Consider the following 15,281-nt stretch of genomic DNA (forward strand, 5'->3'; position numbering starts at 1 on the left):
ATGAGCATCATGATAAACAAAGACACAAAAGTCATTGTTCAGGGGATCACCGGTTCAACCGGTTTATTCCATACAAAGCAGGCGATTGAATACGGTACAAATATTGTGGGCGGGGTAACTCCCGGAAAAGGCGGTACAGAAGTAGAGGGTATACCTGTATTTGATACAGTTTCAGATGCAGTTGCTAAAACCGGTGCCAACGCTTCCGTAATTTATGTTCCACCAGCATTCGCAGCCGACGCAATAATGGAAGCTGCAGATGCAGGAGTAGAGCTTGTAATTACTATTACTGAAGGTATTCCTGTGACAGATATGATTAAAGTGAAACGTTATCTTGAAGGCAAGATGACAAGACTTATCGGTCCAAACTGTCCAGGTGTCATTACACCGGAAGAATGTAAAATTGGAATTATGCCTGGCTATATTCACAAAAAAGGCCATGTTGGCGTAGTTTCCCGTTCCGGTACATTAACTTATGAAGCTGTACACCAGCTTTCCACAGAAGGTATCGGGCAGTCTACTGCTGTAGGAATTGGCGGGGACCCTGTTAACGGTACTAACTTCATCGATGTGCTGAAACTTTTCAACGAAGATGAAGATACTTATGCTGTTATCATGATTGGTGAAATCGGCGGTACTGCTGAAGAAGAAGCAGCAGAGTGGATTAAGGAAAACATGAAGAAGCCGGTAGTAGGCTTTATCGGCGGTAAAACTGCGCCTCCAGGAAAGCGTATGGGCCATGCTGGCGCTATTATTTCCGGTGGTAAAGGAACTGCTGATGCAAAAATCGAAACACTTGAAAGATGCGGTGTAAAAGTCGCTGAGACTCCTGCCGTAATGGGAGAGACACTCATCGAAGCACTTAAAGAAAACGGCATTTATGAAAAGTGTGTTACACATAAATAAACAAGCTGTGCCCCCGTCACGGACGGGGGCTTATTTCCATTCAGGCAATTCCCCGTTACATTTCTCCTCTATTTCAGAAAGGCTGTGAAAAAAATGAATATCCAGGAAAGAATTGTCCACCTTCATTATTGTTCCTCCGGTAATCACCGTTTTCTCGCTGCTATAGCAAAATCAGACCCCTCTTTTACCACAGTTTATTCTCTCTCTCCCAACTCTTTGGCCAGTCTGACAGGAGTAAATCACGATAAGGCGGGAAAATTTCTCAATCTTCTTCATTCAGTAAGTCTGAATAAATTAAAAAGGAGTTACATAGATAAAGGAATAAGTTATGTAACCGTTTTTGATGAAAATTATCCTCCAATGCTGAAAAATATATATGACCCGCCGTGGGTGTTATACTATCATGGCAACTTCAAACACGTAACTGCCGGAGCAGCATTGAGCGTTGTTGGAACAAGGCATCCCAGTGAGTATGCCTGGGTGGAAATGAAAAGTATTCTGGAGCCTGTTATAAAAAAAGGCGTAACTATTGTCAGCGGACTCGCGCTGGGGATTGACCGGATGGCTCATGAGCTTGCCGTTGCCCATTCCGGAAAGACCGCGGCAGTTCTTGGGTATGGATTAAATTATATGTATCCAGCAGCAAATAAAAAGGTATTTAATGAATTGAAAGAAAATCAGCTTCTCATAACAGAATATCCTCCATATATAAAACCTCAAAAGTGGCATTTTCCGGAACGAAACAGAATTATAAGTGGTTTAAGCCCCGCTGTATTTGTGGTAGAGGCGAAAGAGAGAAGCGGTTCACTTATTACAGCTGAATTGGCGGTGCAGCAAAACAGAGATGTGCTGGCGCTGCCTGGGCGTATTTCCAGTCCCGAATCTGCAGGTACTAACAGGCTTATTCAGGAAGGGGCAAAAATAATTTTATCGGCTGAAGATATTTTAGAGGAATATTTACATCTAAATGTGTAAATTACAAGAACAACGAGTAATTAATCAGTTCAGGACAGTATATCTGACTGGAAATTATTTTAAAAAATATAGTGGAAAAAATGCCAGTATTATCATCTTTTTCAGAAATTTTTATCTTTTCTTTTGCATAACATGTTTGACAAACCGTAAAAGTGTGTTTAATAATAGGGAAGATTTTAATTTTACCTCTAAAGGGGAGGAACGTGGGTATGTCCGATTACTTAGTGATCGTGGAATCTCCCGCAAAAGCAAAGACGATTGGGAAGTACTTAGGTAAAAAATATTCAGTGAAAGCATCTATGGGGCATGTTATTGACTTGCCAAAAAGTCAGATGGGTGTGGATGTTGAAGATAATTTTAATCCTAAATATATAACAATCCGCGGGAAGGGACCAATCTTAAAAGAATTAAAGGCAGCTGCAAAGAAAGCAAAACGTGTTTATCTGGCGGCTGACCCCGATCGTGAAGGGGAAGCTATTGCCTGGCACTTAGCGCACAGCTTAAATATTGATGATAAATCTGAATGCCGTGTAGTTTTTAATGAGATTACAAAGCAGGCTATTAAAGATTCATTTAAAACACCAAGAACGATTGATATGAGTTTAGTTGATGCCCAGCAGGCTCGCAGGGTACTGGACCGGCTTGTTGGTTACAATATCAGTCCATTATTATGGAAGAAAGTGAAAAAAGGATTGAGTGCAGGAAGAGTACAATCTGTCGCTGTGAAAATGATAATAGACAGAGAAAAAGAGATTAATGCATTCGAACCGGAAGAGTACTGGACCATTGAAGCGAACCTTAAGAAGGATGGCGAAGAATTTACTGCAAAATTTGTTTCTGTGGAAGGGAAAAAGAAAGAGTTATCTTCGGAACAGGATGTTAACGAAGTACTTTCTAAAATCTCAGGAAAAGACTTTAAAATTGCGGAAGTAAAAAAACGTGAGCGTAAACGTAACCCTGTTGTTCCTTTTACTACTTCATCGCTTCAGCAGGAAGCGGCCCGAAAGCTGAACTTCCGGGCTAAAAAGACAATGATGCTTGCTCAGCAGCTCTACGAAGGTATAGATGTGGGAAAAGAAGGAACAGTAGGTTTGATTACTTATATGCGTACTGACTCCACAAGACTTTCAGAGACTGCAAAAGCGGACGCCTTGCAATACATTGAAACAAATTACGGTAAAGAATATGTAAATAAAACCACTTCTAAGGGAAAACAGAACACAAAGACACAGGACGCCCATGAGGCTATCCGCCCTACTTCAGTAACTATGACGCCTAAATCTGTCAAAAGTTATCTGAGCAGGGACCAGCACCGTCTTTATAAGCTGATCTGGGAACGAATGGTGGCCAGCCAGATGGCCCCTGCTGTAATGGATACAATGTCAGTTGATATCGTTAATAACGGTGTAACTTTCCGGGCAACTGGTTCAAAACTTAAATTTCCTGGTTTTATGAAAGTATATATAGAAGGAAATGATGACGGTAAAAAAGAAGAAGACCGGCTTCTTCCTGAAATGAATGAAGGAGAAACAGCAACTGCTGAAAACATTGATCCAAATCAGCACTTCACACAGCCGCCTCCAAGATATACGGAAGCCAGGCTTGTGAAGACGATGGAGGAACTCGGCATAGGAAGGCCGTCCACCTATGCACCGACCCTTGACACAATTCAGCGCCGTGGTTATGTAGCTCTTGAAGATAAACGTTTCGTCCCTACTGAGCTGGGGTCCATCGTTCTTGAGCTGATTGAAGAGTTCTTCCCGGAAATATTAAATGTTGATTTTACTGCGAAAATGGAAGCGGACCTTGATTCCATAGAAGAAGGTAAAGAAGACTGGGTAAAAGTCATCGATCAGTTTTACCGGGATTTTGAGAAGAGACTAAAAACAGCTGAAGAAGAAATGAAGGAAGTAGAGATTAAAGATGAACCGGCCGGGGAAGATTGTGAGAAATGCGGCCATGGAATGGTTTATAAAATGGGAAGGTTCGGAAAGTTTATGGCTTGTTCAAATTTTCCGGAATGCAGAAATACGAAAGCAATTGTTAAAGATATTGGTGTAACATGTCCTGAATGTAAAGAAGGAAACATTGTGGAACGGAAAAGCAAAAAGCGTCGTTTGTTTTATGGCTGTGACCGTTATCCTGAGTGTGAATTTATCAGCTGGGACAAACCGATTGCACGTACATGCCCGAAATGCAGCCACATGCTCGTGGAAAAGAAAACGAAAAAAGGAGTTCATGTTCAGTGCTCCAATTGCGACTATAAAGAAGAGCAGAACTAATTGCTTGCTATTTTCGGCCGGTTCATGTAAATTACCAACGGAGAGATTGTTTTATACTCTGAAGGAACCGCGCTGGTCCAGTCCATGTTTACCGGCCGGAAGGGGAAGCATGTGAACAAATATCGGGCACAATTCAGAATTTTGTGAAAAAAGTGTAAATTTTATTGAAAGAGCTACTGAATTGTGATAAGATTTAGTAGCTCTTATAGATGTGCAAAGGTGAAGGTATAAATGTACCAGGAATGGATTATAAAGTTTATACGGTATTTACAAATTGAAAAACAGGCTTCTCAGCATACCATAAGGAATTATCAGCGGGATATCAGCGATTTCCTGGATTTTTTTTGTTTGGATAAATCAGTGGAGGTATCATACAGCCAGGTCCGTCATTACATGGAAGAACTGCGCCTGATGACACTGGAAAGCAGTACAGTGGCAAGGAAGCTGTCTGCACTCCGCACGTTTTATAATTTTCTCTTAAGGGAAGGAGCTGTAGAACAGAATCCTTTTAAGATGGTGTCAGTAAACTGTTCTGTAAATAAACTTCCGCCTGTCTTTTACGAAGAAGAAATTACTGAGATGTTTCAGTCTGTAAACACTAATTCCCCGCTCGGAAAAAGGAACCTGGCCATCATAGAACTTATTTATAGTACAGGTTTGCGTGTAAATGAATGTGTAAACCTGAACATAATGGATTATGACAGCCGGATTGGCACTTTGCTTGTAAACAGTGAAGGACGGAAGGAAAGATATGTTCCTGTAGGAAGTTTTGCCAGGGAAGCTCTTGAAGCATATATGGAAAGCGGAAGGCCTGCTTTGAACAAAAACAGCGAAAAGGCTCTGTTCCTGAATAACCGGGGCGGCAGGCTTAGTGACAGGGGAATCAGAAAGATTTTCAGCAGGCTGCTTGACGGTACTGCAGATACAGCCAGGCTGAACCCCCGCAGTTTGAGGGAGGCATTTGCAGCCCATATGGTAAGAGCAGGTGCAGACTCCCGAATTGTTCAGGAGATCCTCGGGAATAACGGTCTCCCAAATTCCAGAGTTTACTCCGGAGCGGCTGAAAACAAGCTGAAAGAAATTTATAACTCTGCTCATCCCCGTGCTTGAGAGTATTACCCCTCAAGGAGGCATTTAAATGGAAAAAATTAAAGGAACTACTATATTTGCCGTAAAACATGACGGAGGAAATGCTATTGCAGGTGACGGACAGGTTACGTTTGGAAATGCAGTAGTTATGAAACATAAAGCAAGGAAAGTCCGTACATTGTACAGAGGGAAGGTTATCGCCGGTTTTGCAGGGTCTGTCGCGGATGCTTTCACACTGTTTGAAAAATTCGAACAGAAACTGGAAGAATTCTCAGGCAACCTTCAGCGTGCAGCAGTTGAACTTGCTAAGGACTGGCGGAGCGACCGGGTACTTCGTAAACTAGAGGCTATGCTTATCGTGATGGACAAAACCAACCTTTATTTAATCGCCGGAACCGGAGAAGTCATTGAACCTGATGATGGCATACTGGCAATTGGTTCAGGCGGGCATTATGCTCTGGCTGCCGGAAGGGCGCTGAAAGACTATGCTCCCCATCTTTCTGCCAGAGAAATAGCAGAAGCAGCTCTGAGGACAGCCGCGGAGATTTGTGTATATACAAATGACTCAATAATTGTCGAAGAGCTAAGCGATTAATGTACAATTATGCAGTCTGCTTTCCTGTCTAAATGATATAGGTTGTAATTTTCCAGGATAATTGTCCAGCTCCAGCGACGAGCGTTTACATCACGAGTATGCTTCGAGTTGTCTCGACGGATATCCTTCGAAGCTAAAGCAGGCCGCATTTGACTCCTGCGCCACTTCGTTTGCTCGTCGCAGGGTAAAGAGTGCTCCTGCGATTGCTCGTCGCAGATAAAGAGTGCCACTCGTGACCAAGGCGCTTACGCTTTTCTTAATAAGGGAGGAACGTATATGAGTGATTCATTAACACCGCGCCAGATTGTAGAGAAACTGGATCAGTATATCGTCGGACAGACGAAAGCAAAAAAGTCAGTGGCAGTTGCTTTAAGAAACCGGTACAGGCGCAGTCAGCTCACTGAGGATTTGAGGGAAGAAATAACCCCGAAAAATATTCTGATGATCGGTCCGACCGGTGTAGGGAAAACGGAGATAGCCCGACGTCTTGCAAAGCTGACTGGTGCCCCTTTTGTTAAAGTCGAGGCAACGAAATTCACTGAGGTAGGTTATGTGGGCAGAGATGTGGAATCTATGGTCCGTGACCTTGTTGAAACTTCAGTCAGGCTGGTTAAAGAAGAAAAAATGAATAAAGTAAAAACCCAGGCTGAAGAAAATGCAAATCAACGGCTGGTAGAATTAATTGTCCCGAAGAAAGCAAAAGAAAGTAACTACCGGAACCCGTTTGAGATGCTTTTCCAGGGGAACCAGGCTGCTGAACAGCCTGATCCGGAAGAGGCAAGACAGGAAGAATCTGTCCGGGATAAACGACGCCGGGTTGCACAGCAATTAAGAGCAGGAGAGCTTGAAGACAATATAATTACAGTAGAAGTGGATGAGCAGCAGTCTAACCTCCTTGATATGTTCCAGGGCTCGGGTATGGAACAGATGGGCATGAACATGCAGGAAATGCTCGGCGGTATGATGCCTAAACGTAAGAAGCGGAGAAAAATGAAAGTAAAAGAGGCCCGCAAGGTTTTAACTGTTGATGAAGCCCAAAAGCTGATTGATATGGATGAAGTAAATCAAGAGGCAGTTTCAAAGGCTGAACAATTGGGAATTATCTTTATTGACGAAATAGATAAAGTAGCAGGGAAAAGCCAGCAGCAGACAGCCGATGTTTCCAGAGAAGGTGTACAGCGTGACATACTCCCAATTGTAGAAGGATCCACAGTAATTACCAAGTATGGTCCTGTAAAGACTGACCACGTACTATTTGTTGCAGCTGGAGCATTTCATTTTTCGAAACCTTCTGATTTAATTCCGGAACTGCAAGGGCGGTTTCCTATCCGGGTTGAATTATCAAGCCTGACGGTGGATGATTTTGTTAAGATCTTAGTTGACCCTGATAATGCATTAGTGAAACAATATCAGGCTCTTTTGGAAATTGAAGGAATAAAATTAAAATTTTCTGACGATGCTATTTATGAGATAGCGTCCATTGCTACAGAAGTAAACGATGAAACAGAAAATATCGGTGCGCGGAGACTTCATACCATTCTCGAAAAGCTACTGGAAGATCTGTCATATGAAGCTTCTGAAGTAACATTGGAAGAAATAGTCATCACAAAGGAATATGTAAAAGAAAAACTTCAGGACGTCGTAAAAAACCGTGACCTTAGTCAATATATTTTATAATTAGGAGGAGAAGAAATGGATTTATTATCAAAAACAAGAAGGATTAATGACTTATTGCAAAAAAGTGCTGGACAATCGGTGAACTTTAACGATATGGCAGTAACATTGCGGGATATTATAGAGGCTAACGTTTTTATTGTAAGCCGTCGTGGTAAGCTGCTTGGGTTCTCTATAAAACAGGAAATAGAAAATCCGCGTATGCAGCAAATGCTTGAAGACCGCCAGTTTCCTGAGGAGTATACTAACGGGCTGTTTAAAATTGAAGAAACTTCCTCAAACCTGGATGTAAACAGTGAATTCACTGCCTTTCCAGTGGAAAACAAAGACCTCTTCGCTGAAGGCTTAACAACAATCGTCCCAATCCAGGGTGGCGGTCAGCGTCTGGGTACGTTAATTCTTGCCCGTCTGGAAGATACATTCGATGACGATGATCTCCTATTAGCGGAGTACGGAGCAACAGTCGTAGGCATGGAAATTCTTCATGAGAAGACGGAAGAAATCGAACAGGAAGCAAGAAGTAAAGCGGTTGTACAGATGGCAATCAGCTCCTTATCCTACAGTGAGCTAGAAGCTGTTGAACATATTTTTGAGGAACTTGACGGAAATGAAGGCCTTCTGGTCGCAAGTAAGATTGCAGACAGAGTGGGAATCACCCGTTCAGTAATCGTTAATGCGCTGAGGAAGCTTGAAAGCGCAGGTGTAATAGAGTCCCGGTCCTTAGGAATGAAAGGTACTTACATTAAAGTACTTAATAATAAGTTCCTTAAGGAATTAGATAAAATTAAAAGCTAAATGAATTTTTCTTAATTAAAAGCACCCCTTGTGCCAGATGCATTCTGGCACAAGGGGTGCTTTAGTTTTTATGCGGTCTGTTTAACCGGCTTCCGTTTAAGTTCACTTTTGAACTCTATATTACTAAAACAACAAAAAACATAACAAAACAAATTAGGGAATTTTTTACAAATTCTAGAGCATATAAACGAATTGACAAAGTATCTGGAGGTAATTTTATGTGACTTTATAATTAAGAAATAGTAGGTCTTTTATATATACATAATGCCATTTTTCGGGACAGTTAGACAATTGGTTCCATTTTATATAGAATTAATATACGTGGAAAATGTTAGAAACGTAATAATTGGAGAATTACCTGGAGAATATCAGCGGTTTTTGTCAAACAAGTATCAACAGAAATCCTTAGATTAACGGAGGAAAACGATGAATCTTTTAAATAATTCGGTTAACAGTCTGCTTCAGCATGCTTTATCCGCGTCAACAGTGAGACAGAGCACAATTGCCGGGAATATTGCCAATGCTGACACACCAAATTATAAAGCGAAGAAAGCAGTTTTCAGCCATGAATTGAATAATGCGGTCAATACAGCAAAACTGCAGGCTTATCGTTCCGATCCACGCCACGTCCAGTTCAGAGACGGAAATGAAAGAGAAAACATCCGTGTGGTAGAAAGAAACAATACTCAATACAACCATAACGGCAATAATGTGGATATGGATACAGAAATGGCTGAACTGGCAAAAAACCAGATATACTACAACACACTGATAGACAGGCTGAATGGGCGTTACAACAGTATCAGAACCGTCCTTGGCCAGGGGAGGTAAGACATAATGAGCATTTTTAACGGAATGAACATATCCGCGTCAGCTTTAACAGCACAGAGATTCAGAATGGATACAACATCCGCAAATATGGCCAATGCAGATACCACGCGTTCCCGGCTGGTCGACGGGGAATGGGAGCCATACAGACGTAAAATGGTTGTCATGGAGCCTGGCGGGCATCGTTCTTTTAGTTCTTTTCTTAATAGGGCGATGGGTGAGACTACAGGCAAAGGGGCCGGTGTAAAAATCAGCAGAGTGATTGAAGACCAGTCTCCCAATAAACTTGTATATCAGCCGGAACACCCGGATGCTAATGAAGAAGGATATGTAGAACTGCCAAATGTGGATCCCCTTAAAGAGATGATAGATTTAATGGGTGCGACCAGATCCTACGAAGCAAATGTCACAGCATTTGATGCCCATAAAAACATGCTGCTTAAAGCACTGGAAATCGGCCGGTAATTTTAAATCAGAAATCAGAAAGGAGGTTCCTCATGTCGGAAACAAACTATGTAACCCATTTAAACTCAATTATGAGACCTTCATCCTCCGGCACCAGCTTCAGGACATCGGGAGAAGCACAGCAATCCTTTAAAACCTGGCTGAATGATGCAATTAAAGAAGTTAATGAGGCTCAGTCTGCTTCTGCCAAAGTAACTGAAAAAGTTGCCCGGGGTGAAGATATAGACCTGCATGATGTTATGATTACTGCGCAGAAAGCGAGCATCTCTCTTCAAACGACAGTTGAAGTTCGTAATAAAGCTATCGAGGCCTATCAGGAAATTATGAGAATGCAAGTCTGATAATTTAATTACCCGTAATTTTTAGTTTTAAAACCTTTCTTTTATTAATTTCGTATTTATTTTTATTTTTTTGGGGGCTGTTTTAATTATCGGTAAGAAATAAATAATTTTAACAATTTAGAATAAAACAGTTAAATTATGTAATTAACTACTTAGTGGCAAGGCAAGTGGGAGGAGACATGAACGAAAAGTTAACGCATTATAAAAATAAAACAATTGAAACCTGGCAGGGAAGATCGAAGAATCAAAAGGTCATGATCGTTTCTGCTTTCCTTATCACGCTGCTTCTGCTTCTGGTATTCATGTGGTCTGGTTCCAGGACGAGCTATGTTCCTTTATATACAAATCTCACTGTACAGGAAACAGGAGAGATTAAAGCGACACTTGACAGCAGAGGTATACCTTCAGAAGTTAACCGGGACGGTACGGCCATTTCAGTACCCGAAGGGATGGTAGATGACCTGAAGGTATCTCTTGCAGCTGAAGGAATTCCACGTACAGGGAGAATCGATTATTCCACTTTTAGTGAGAATATGGGTTTTGGTACAACCGAAAACGAATTCAATCTCCTAGAGAGAGCAGCAATACAGACTTCTATTGAAGACCTAATACGTAATATAGATGGCGTACAGGCGTCTCAGGTAATGGTCACTATGCCCGAAGAGAGTATCTGGCTGTCAGATGAGCCAAACCAGGCTACCGCCTCTATTCTTCTGACGCTGCAGCCAGGTTACCAGCTCGATCAAAAAGCTATTCGTGCTCTCCATCACCTGGTCTCCAGAAGTGTGCCTAATCTGCCTGTGGAAAATATTGTGATTATGGATCAGAACTTCCAGTATCTTGAGCTTAATGAAGACCCGGAAATGGCGACGGCACTTTCGGTGTACGAGCAGCAAAGGAAGATACAGAGGGATATTGAAAAAGACCTGCAGCGCCAGGTACAGCAAATGCTCGGTACAATTATAGGGCATGACAAAGTAGTAGTAGCTGTTTCAACTGATCTTGATTTCACCCAGGAGAACAGACAGGAGCAGCTTGTAACTCCTGTAGATGAAGAAAGTATGTCCGGTATCACTTTAAGTGTTGAGCGGATTACTGAAACATACACCGGTGAGGAATTGCCAGAAGGAGGAGTGCCTGGCACAGGGGAAACAGATATTCCAGGATATCCTGGAGCTTTTGGAGCTGGCTATGGAGATTATGAGCGAATTGAAGAACGAATCAATGATGAAGTGAACCGGATTCAGAGAGATATTGTAGAAAGCCCGTATAAAATAAGAGACATTGGAATTCAGGTCATGGTTGAACCGCCAGATCCGGAAGATCCGTTAACTCTCCCTCCGGAAAGACTTAATGATATTCAGCAAATACTCGGCCAGATTGTCAGAACCTCTATTGATAATGAATATTCTTCTGAATGGGGTCAGGAAGACATTGATGAAAGGATATTCGTATCTTCTCAGCAGTTTTTCGGCAAAGCAGATTTTGAACAGCCTGAACAGTCTTCGCCTCAATACTGGCTTTATGCGGTCATCATCCTCGTTCTTCTTATAGTTCTGCTTTTGTTCCTTTTATTCAGAAAGAAACGTTCAGCAGCAGAGACCGAGCTTGAAGAGGAAGAAGAGACAGTTACTTTTCAGGTTCCTGAAATTGAAGGAGAAAGAGAAACAGAAGGAAAAGTACGTAAACGCCAGCTGGAAAAACTGGCAAAGGAAAAGCCTGAAGAATTCTCTAAGCTGGTAAGAACATGGCTGTCCGAGGATTAGGAGGGAAGGAAAATGGCTAAAAGAAAACAGCTTTCCGGTGCTGAAAAAGCAGCAATATTACTAATATCTATGGGACCGGATGTGTCAGCTCAAGTATATAAACATCTGACTGAAGAAGAGATAGAAAAGCTGACTCTTGAAATAGCCGGTGTCAGAAAGGTGGATTCTTCCGCAAAAGAAGAAATATTAGAACAATTCCACCAGCTGGCGTTAGCTCAGGAGTATATATCTCAGGGAGGAATCGGCTACGCGAAAGATGTGCTGGAAAAAGCACTGGGGACAGAAGAAGCTATGGAAGTAATCAACCGGCTTACATCCTCACTGCAGGTCAGGCCTTTTGATTTCGCCCGGAAAGCTGATCCTGGGCAAATTCTTAATTTCATTCAAAGTGAGCACCCTCAGACCATCGCTTTAATACTTTCCTATTTGGAAAGTGAGCAGTCCGGGCAAATATTATCTTCACTCCCTCAGGAAGTCCAGGCAGATGTAGCTAAGCGTATTGCTGTGATGGACAGTACTTCACCTGAAATCATAAGTGAGGTGGAGAATATTCTCGAGAAAAAGCTTTCCGCCACGGTAACTCATGACTTCACTCAGGCGGGAGGCATCGAATCAGTAGTCGAAGTTCTTAACAAAGTGGACAGAAGTACTGAACGGACAATACTTGATTCTCTTGAGATTCAGGATCCGGAACTGGCTGAAGAAATTAAAAAGCGCATGTTTGTATTTGAAGATATTGTCACTCTGGATAACAGGTCCATACAGAGAGTAATCAGAGATGTGGAAAATGAAGATCTCCAGCTGTCTCTCAAAGTTTCCAGTGACGAAGTGAAGGATATTGTTTTCAAAAATATGTCACAGCGTATGGCAGACACATTTAAAGAGGAAATGGAATTTATGGGTCCTGTCCGGCTTCGTGATGTTGAGGAGGCACAGACGAGAATTGTCTCTGTAATAAGACGACTGGAAGAAGCTGGTGAGATCATTATTGCCCGCGGCGGGGGAGATGATATTATTGTCTAAATTAATCAAGTCAACTAATACAATCGTCTCTGGACCTGGAGAAAAAGTGATTAAACTGCGCCTTTATGGCCAGCGGGAGAAAGTCCGTGATAATAGAGAATCCGGGGCACAACCAGGTATGGGTGTTCACTATAAAGAACGAAATTTACTGGAAGAAGATGCGAAAAAGACAGCAGAGGAAATTATTCAGAATGCAAAAAGGCAGGCGGAACTTCTGCAGAACGAGCTACTGAAGCAGGAAGAAGAAATCAGGGCTGAGGCTGAACAGATCTTTCAGGAAGCAGAGAAGAAAGGCTGGCAGCAAGGATACGAAGCTGGACAACTGGAAGGAAAAAGCCAGTATGAAAAGGAGATTCGAAAAGCCGGAGATCTTGTGAGAAAAGCGAAAGAAGATTACTTTTCCCACCTGGAGAAGGCGGAGCCCGTCATGCTTGAGCTCGCTATGGAAGTAGCAGAAAAGATAATAGGGGAAACATTGGAAAGAACCGGCGATGCATGGACTTACCTTATTGAAGAAGCTGTAAGAGAAGTGAGGAGCCATGAAGAAATAACTATATATATCCATCCGGAAAAATATGAAAATGTTCTTCATCATAAGGATGAACTTCAGCAAATTGCTCTTCATACAAGAGAACTTTATATTTACCCGGAGGCAGGCATTGGCAAAAACGATTGTGTAATTGAAACTCCATACGGCCGGGTAGATGCCGGCGTGGACAGCCAGCTGAAAGAAATCAAGATGACCTTGCAGGAAAAGCTTAAAGAAGGTAGCGGACAATGAACTTCAGCAGTCTTATTGAAGAGGTTAAAAAGACAGACCCTTATAAACAATACGGTAAGGTTACTCAGGTTGTCGGCCTGATGATTGAATCGAAAGGGCCTCAGGTTTCTGTTGGGGAGGTTTGCTATATTCATGCTGAAGGGGCATCGGGAAGAAAAATTATGGTGGAGGTCGTAGGCTTTCGCAATGAAAAAGTATTACTCATGCCATTTGACAGAATTGATCAGATCTCCCCAGGCAGTTTAGTGGAAGCTACTAAGAAACCTCTGGAGATTAAAGTAGGGACGAATTTGACAGGCAAGGTGCTGGATGGTCTTGGCAGGCCGCTGGATGATGGTTTCCCGGACACAGGGTTAATTTCTTTCCCTACAGAAAACACTCCTCCAAATCCTTTGAAGCGTCCGCGTATCAATGAACCGTTAAGTTTAGGTGTAAGGGTTATCGATGGGCTGTTCACAGTAGGCAAGGGGCAAAGGGTAGGAATCTTTGCCGGAAGCGGTGTTGGTAAAAGTACATTAATGGCAATAATTGCCAAAAAATCAGCGGCAGACATTAATGTAATTGCTCTGATTGGAGAGAGGGGCAGGGAAGTAAGAGACTTTGTAGAAAGGGATCTCGGTCCTGAAGGGCTGAAAAATTCTGTGGTAGTTGTGGCAACTTCTGACCAGCCAGCACTAATGAGAATAAAAGGGGCCATGACAGCTACCGCCATTGCAGAATTTTATCGGAGCCAGGGACTATCGGTAACATTGTTAATGGATTCTGTTACAAGAGTTGCTATGGCCCAGCGTGAAATTGGCCTGGCTGTGGGGGAGCCTCCCACCACTAAAGGATACACCCCTTCAGTATTTGGTCTTTTGCCAAGGCTGCTTGAACGGAGCGGAACAGACGAAGCCGGCTCAATCACAGCATTCTATACAGTGTTAGTTGACGGGGACGACTTAAATGAACCCATCGCTGATACAGTAAGAGGAATATTGGATGGCCACCTTGTGCTCGACAGGAAACTTGCAAATAAAGGGCAGTTTCCTGCAATCAATGTATTAAAAAGTATCAGCAGAATTATGAACGATATTGTAAGTGAAGACCACCGGAAAGCAGCGGACCGCTTCAGAAACGCCCTTGCAGTCTATACAGATTCTGAAGATTTGATTAGTATCGGAGCCTATAAGCGGGGGACTAACCGGGAAGTAGATGAAGCAATCAGTAAATACCCTGAACTTATCAATTACATAAAACAGGGTACCGGGGAAAACGTGGAATATGATGCTGCTGTTAACGACTTAATCAGCCGCTTTGGGGGAGGGGTTCTTTAATGGGATTTCAATACACCCTGCAAAAAGTACTTGAAGTGAAAGAACACGAACAAGTAGAAGCACAGGCAGCTTATGAACAGGCGATGAAGCAATTTGAAGAAACCGCCACAGAACTTTATCATCTGCTGAAGCAGAAAGAAGATATGCTGGCTTCTTATGAGGATAAACTTTCCGGAGGTATCCCTGTAGCGACTATACAGTATATACAGGAATCTCTTCGATTTATGCAGCTGAGAATCGATAAGCTGCAGATAGATACTCAGCGGGCGAGGGATCTGATGACTAAAAAGCAGATTCGGCTGAATATAACCGCTGTAGACGTCAGGAAATTTGAAAAAATGAAAGAAAAAAAGTACGAAGCCTTTATTGAGGAAACGAAAAAGCAGGAAAACCAGTTCCTCGACGAAATCTCCGTACAGAAGTTTTTTAAATAGAAACAGGGTGA

15 protein-coding genes are annotated in these 15,281 nt (G+C 42.4%); all 15 read left to right on the plus strand.

All coding sequences use genetic code 11. The features are described from left to right. The 15 genes from sucD (at position 1) to fliJ (ending at position 15,270) form a co-directional block, all read left to right on the plus strand. Complete coding sequence (sucD, locus tag BK582_RS13610) at positions 1–906, plus strand: succinate--CoA ligase subunit alpha (protein ID WP_078595565.1); 906 nt, start codon at positions 1–3, stop codon at positions 904–906. Positions 907–999: 93 nt separating this feature from the next. After that, the gene (dprA, locus tag BK582_RS13615) at positions 1,000–1,881 is read left to right on the plus strand and encodes a DNA-processing protein DprA (RefSeq protein ID WP_078595566.1); all 882 of its coding nucleotides are present in this window, start codon (positions 1,000–1,002) and stop codon (positions 1,879–1,881) included. 209 nt (positions 1,882–2,090) lie between these two features. After that, positions 2,091–4,163 carry a type I DNA topoisomerase gene (gene topA / locus BK582_RS13620; protein WP_078595567.1) on the plus strand — a complete coding sequence of 691 codons (2,073 nt, stop codon included), beginning with the start codon at positions 2,091–2,093 and terminating at the stop codon, positions 4,161–4,163. Between the two features lie 231 nt (positions 4,164–4,394). Then, positions 4,395–5,273 (plus strand): tyrosine-type recombinase/integrase, encoded by an 879-nt coding sequence (locus BK582_RS13625; RefSeq protein ID WP_078595569.1) that lies wholly within the window; start codon positions 4,395–4,397, stop codon positions 5,271–5,273. Between the two features lie 28 nt (positions 5,274–5,301). Further along, positions 5,302–5,847, plus strand: a complete 546-nt coding sequence (gene hslV / locus BK582_RS13630; protein WP_078595571.1) for an ATP-dependent protease subunit HslV — start codon at positions 5,302–5,304, stop codon at positions 5,845–5,847. Between the two features lie 276 nt (positions 5,848–6,123). Beyond that, entirely contained in the window at positions 6,124–7,524 is a 1,401-nt protein-coding gene (gene hslU / locus BK582_RS13635; protein WP_078595573.1) for an ATP-dependent protease ATPase subunit HslU, read from the plus strand. 15 nt (positions 7,525–7,539) lie between these two features. Then, positions 7,540–8,316 carry a GTP-sensing pleiotropic transcriptional regulator CodY gene (gene codY, locus BK582_RS13640; protein WP_078595575.1) on the plus strand — a complete coding sequence of 259 codons (777 nt, stop codon included), beginning with the start codon at positions 7,540–7,542 and terminating at the stop codon, positions 8,314–8,316. A gap of 426 nt (positions 8,317–8,742) precedes the next feature. Further along, positions 8,743–9,147 (plus strand): flagellar basal body rod protein FlgB, encoded by a 405-nt coding sequence (gene flgB / locus BK582_RS13645; protein ID WP_078595577.1) that lies wholly within the window; start codon positions 8,743–8,745, stop codon positions 9,145–9,147. A gap of 6 nt (positions 9,148–9,153) precedes the next feature. Continuing rightward, complete coding sequence (flgC, locus tag BK582_RS13650; RefSeq protein ID WP_078595579.1) at positions 9,154–9,609, plus strand: flagellar basal body rod protein FlgC; 456 nt, start codon at positions 9,154–9,156, stop codon at positions 9,607–9,609. A gap of 32 nt (positions 9,610–9,641) precedes the next feature. Continuing rightward, the gene (gene fliE / locus BK582_RS13655) at positions 9,642–9,950 is read left to right on the plus strand and encodes a flagellar hook-basal body complex protein FliE (RefSeq protein WP_078595580.1); all 309 of its coding nucleotides are present in this window, start codon (positions 9,642–9,644) and stop codon (positions 9,948–9,950) included. A 179-nt stretch (positions 9,951–10,129) separates the two neighbouring features. Beyond that, the gene (gene fliF / locus BK582_RS13660; protein ID WP_078595582.1) at positions 10,130–11,716 is read left to right on the plus strand and encodes a flagellar basal-body MS-ring/collar protein FliF; all 1,587 of its coding nucleotides are present in this window, start codon (positions 10,130–10,132) and stop codon (positions 11,714–11,716) included. Between the two features lie 12 nt (positions 11,717–11,728). Then, on the plus strand, positions 11,729–12,739 hold the full coding sequence (fliG, locus tag BK582_RS13665; RefSeq protein WP_078595584.1) for a flagellar motor switch protein FliG: 1,011 nt from the start codon (positions 11,729–11,731) through the stop codon (positions 12,737–12,739). Then, a complete protein-coding gene (fliH, locus tag BK582_RS13670; RefSeq protein WP_169911007.1) occupies positions 12,732–13,520 on the plus strand; it encodes a flagellar assembly protein FliH in 789 nt (262 codons plus the stop codon). The genes fliG and fliH overlap by 8 nt, the downstream gene beginning before the upstream one ends. Then, a complete protein-coding gene (gene fliI / locus BK582_RS13675) occupies positions 13,517–14,836 on the plus strand; it encodes a flagellar protein export ATPase FliI (RefSeq protein ID WP_078595587.1) in 1,320 nt (439 codons plus the stop codon). Before fliH ends, fliI begins: the two co-directional genes overlap by 4 nt. Then, entirely contained in the window at positions 14,836–15,270 is a 435-nt protein-coding gene (fliJ, locus tag BK582_RS13680) for a flagellar export protein FliJ (protein ID WP_078595589.1), read from the plus strand. Before fliI ends, fliJ begins: the two co-directional genes overlap by 1 nt. Positions 15,271–15,281: the final 11 nt, after the last annotated feature.

The organism is Evansella clarkii, from assembly GCF_002019695.1.
Lineage (GTDB): Bacteria > Bacillota > Bacilli > Bacillales > Salisediminibacteriaceae > Evansella > Evansella clarkii.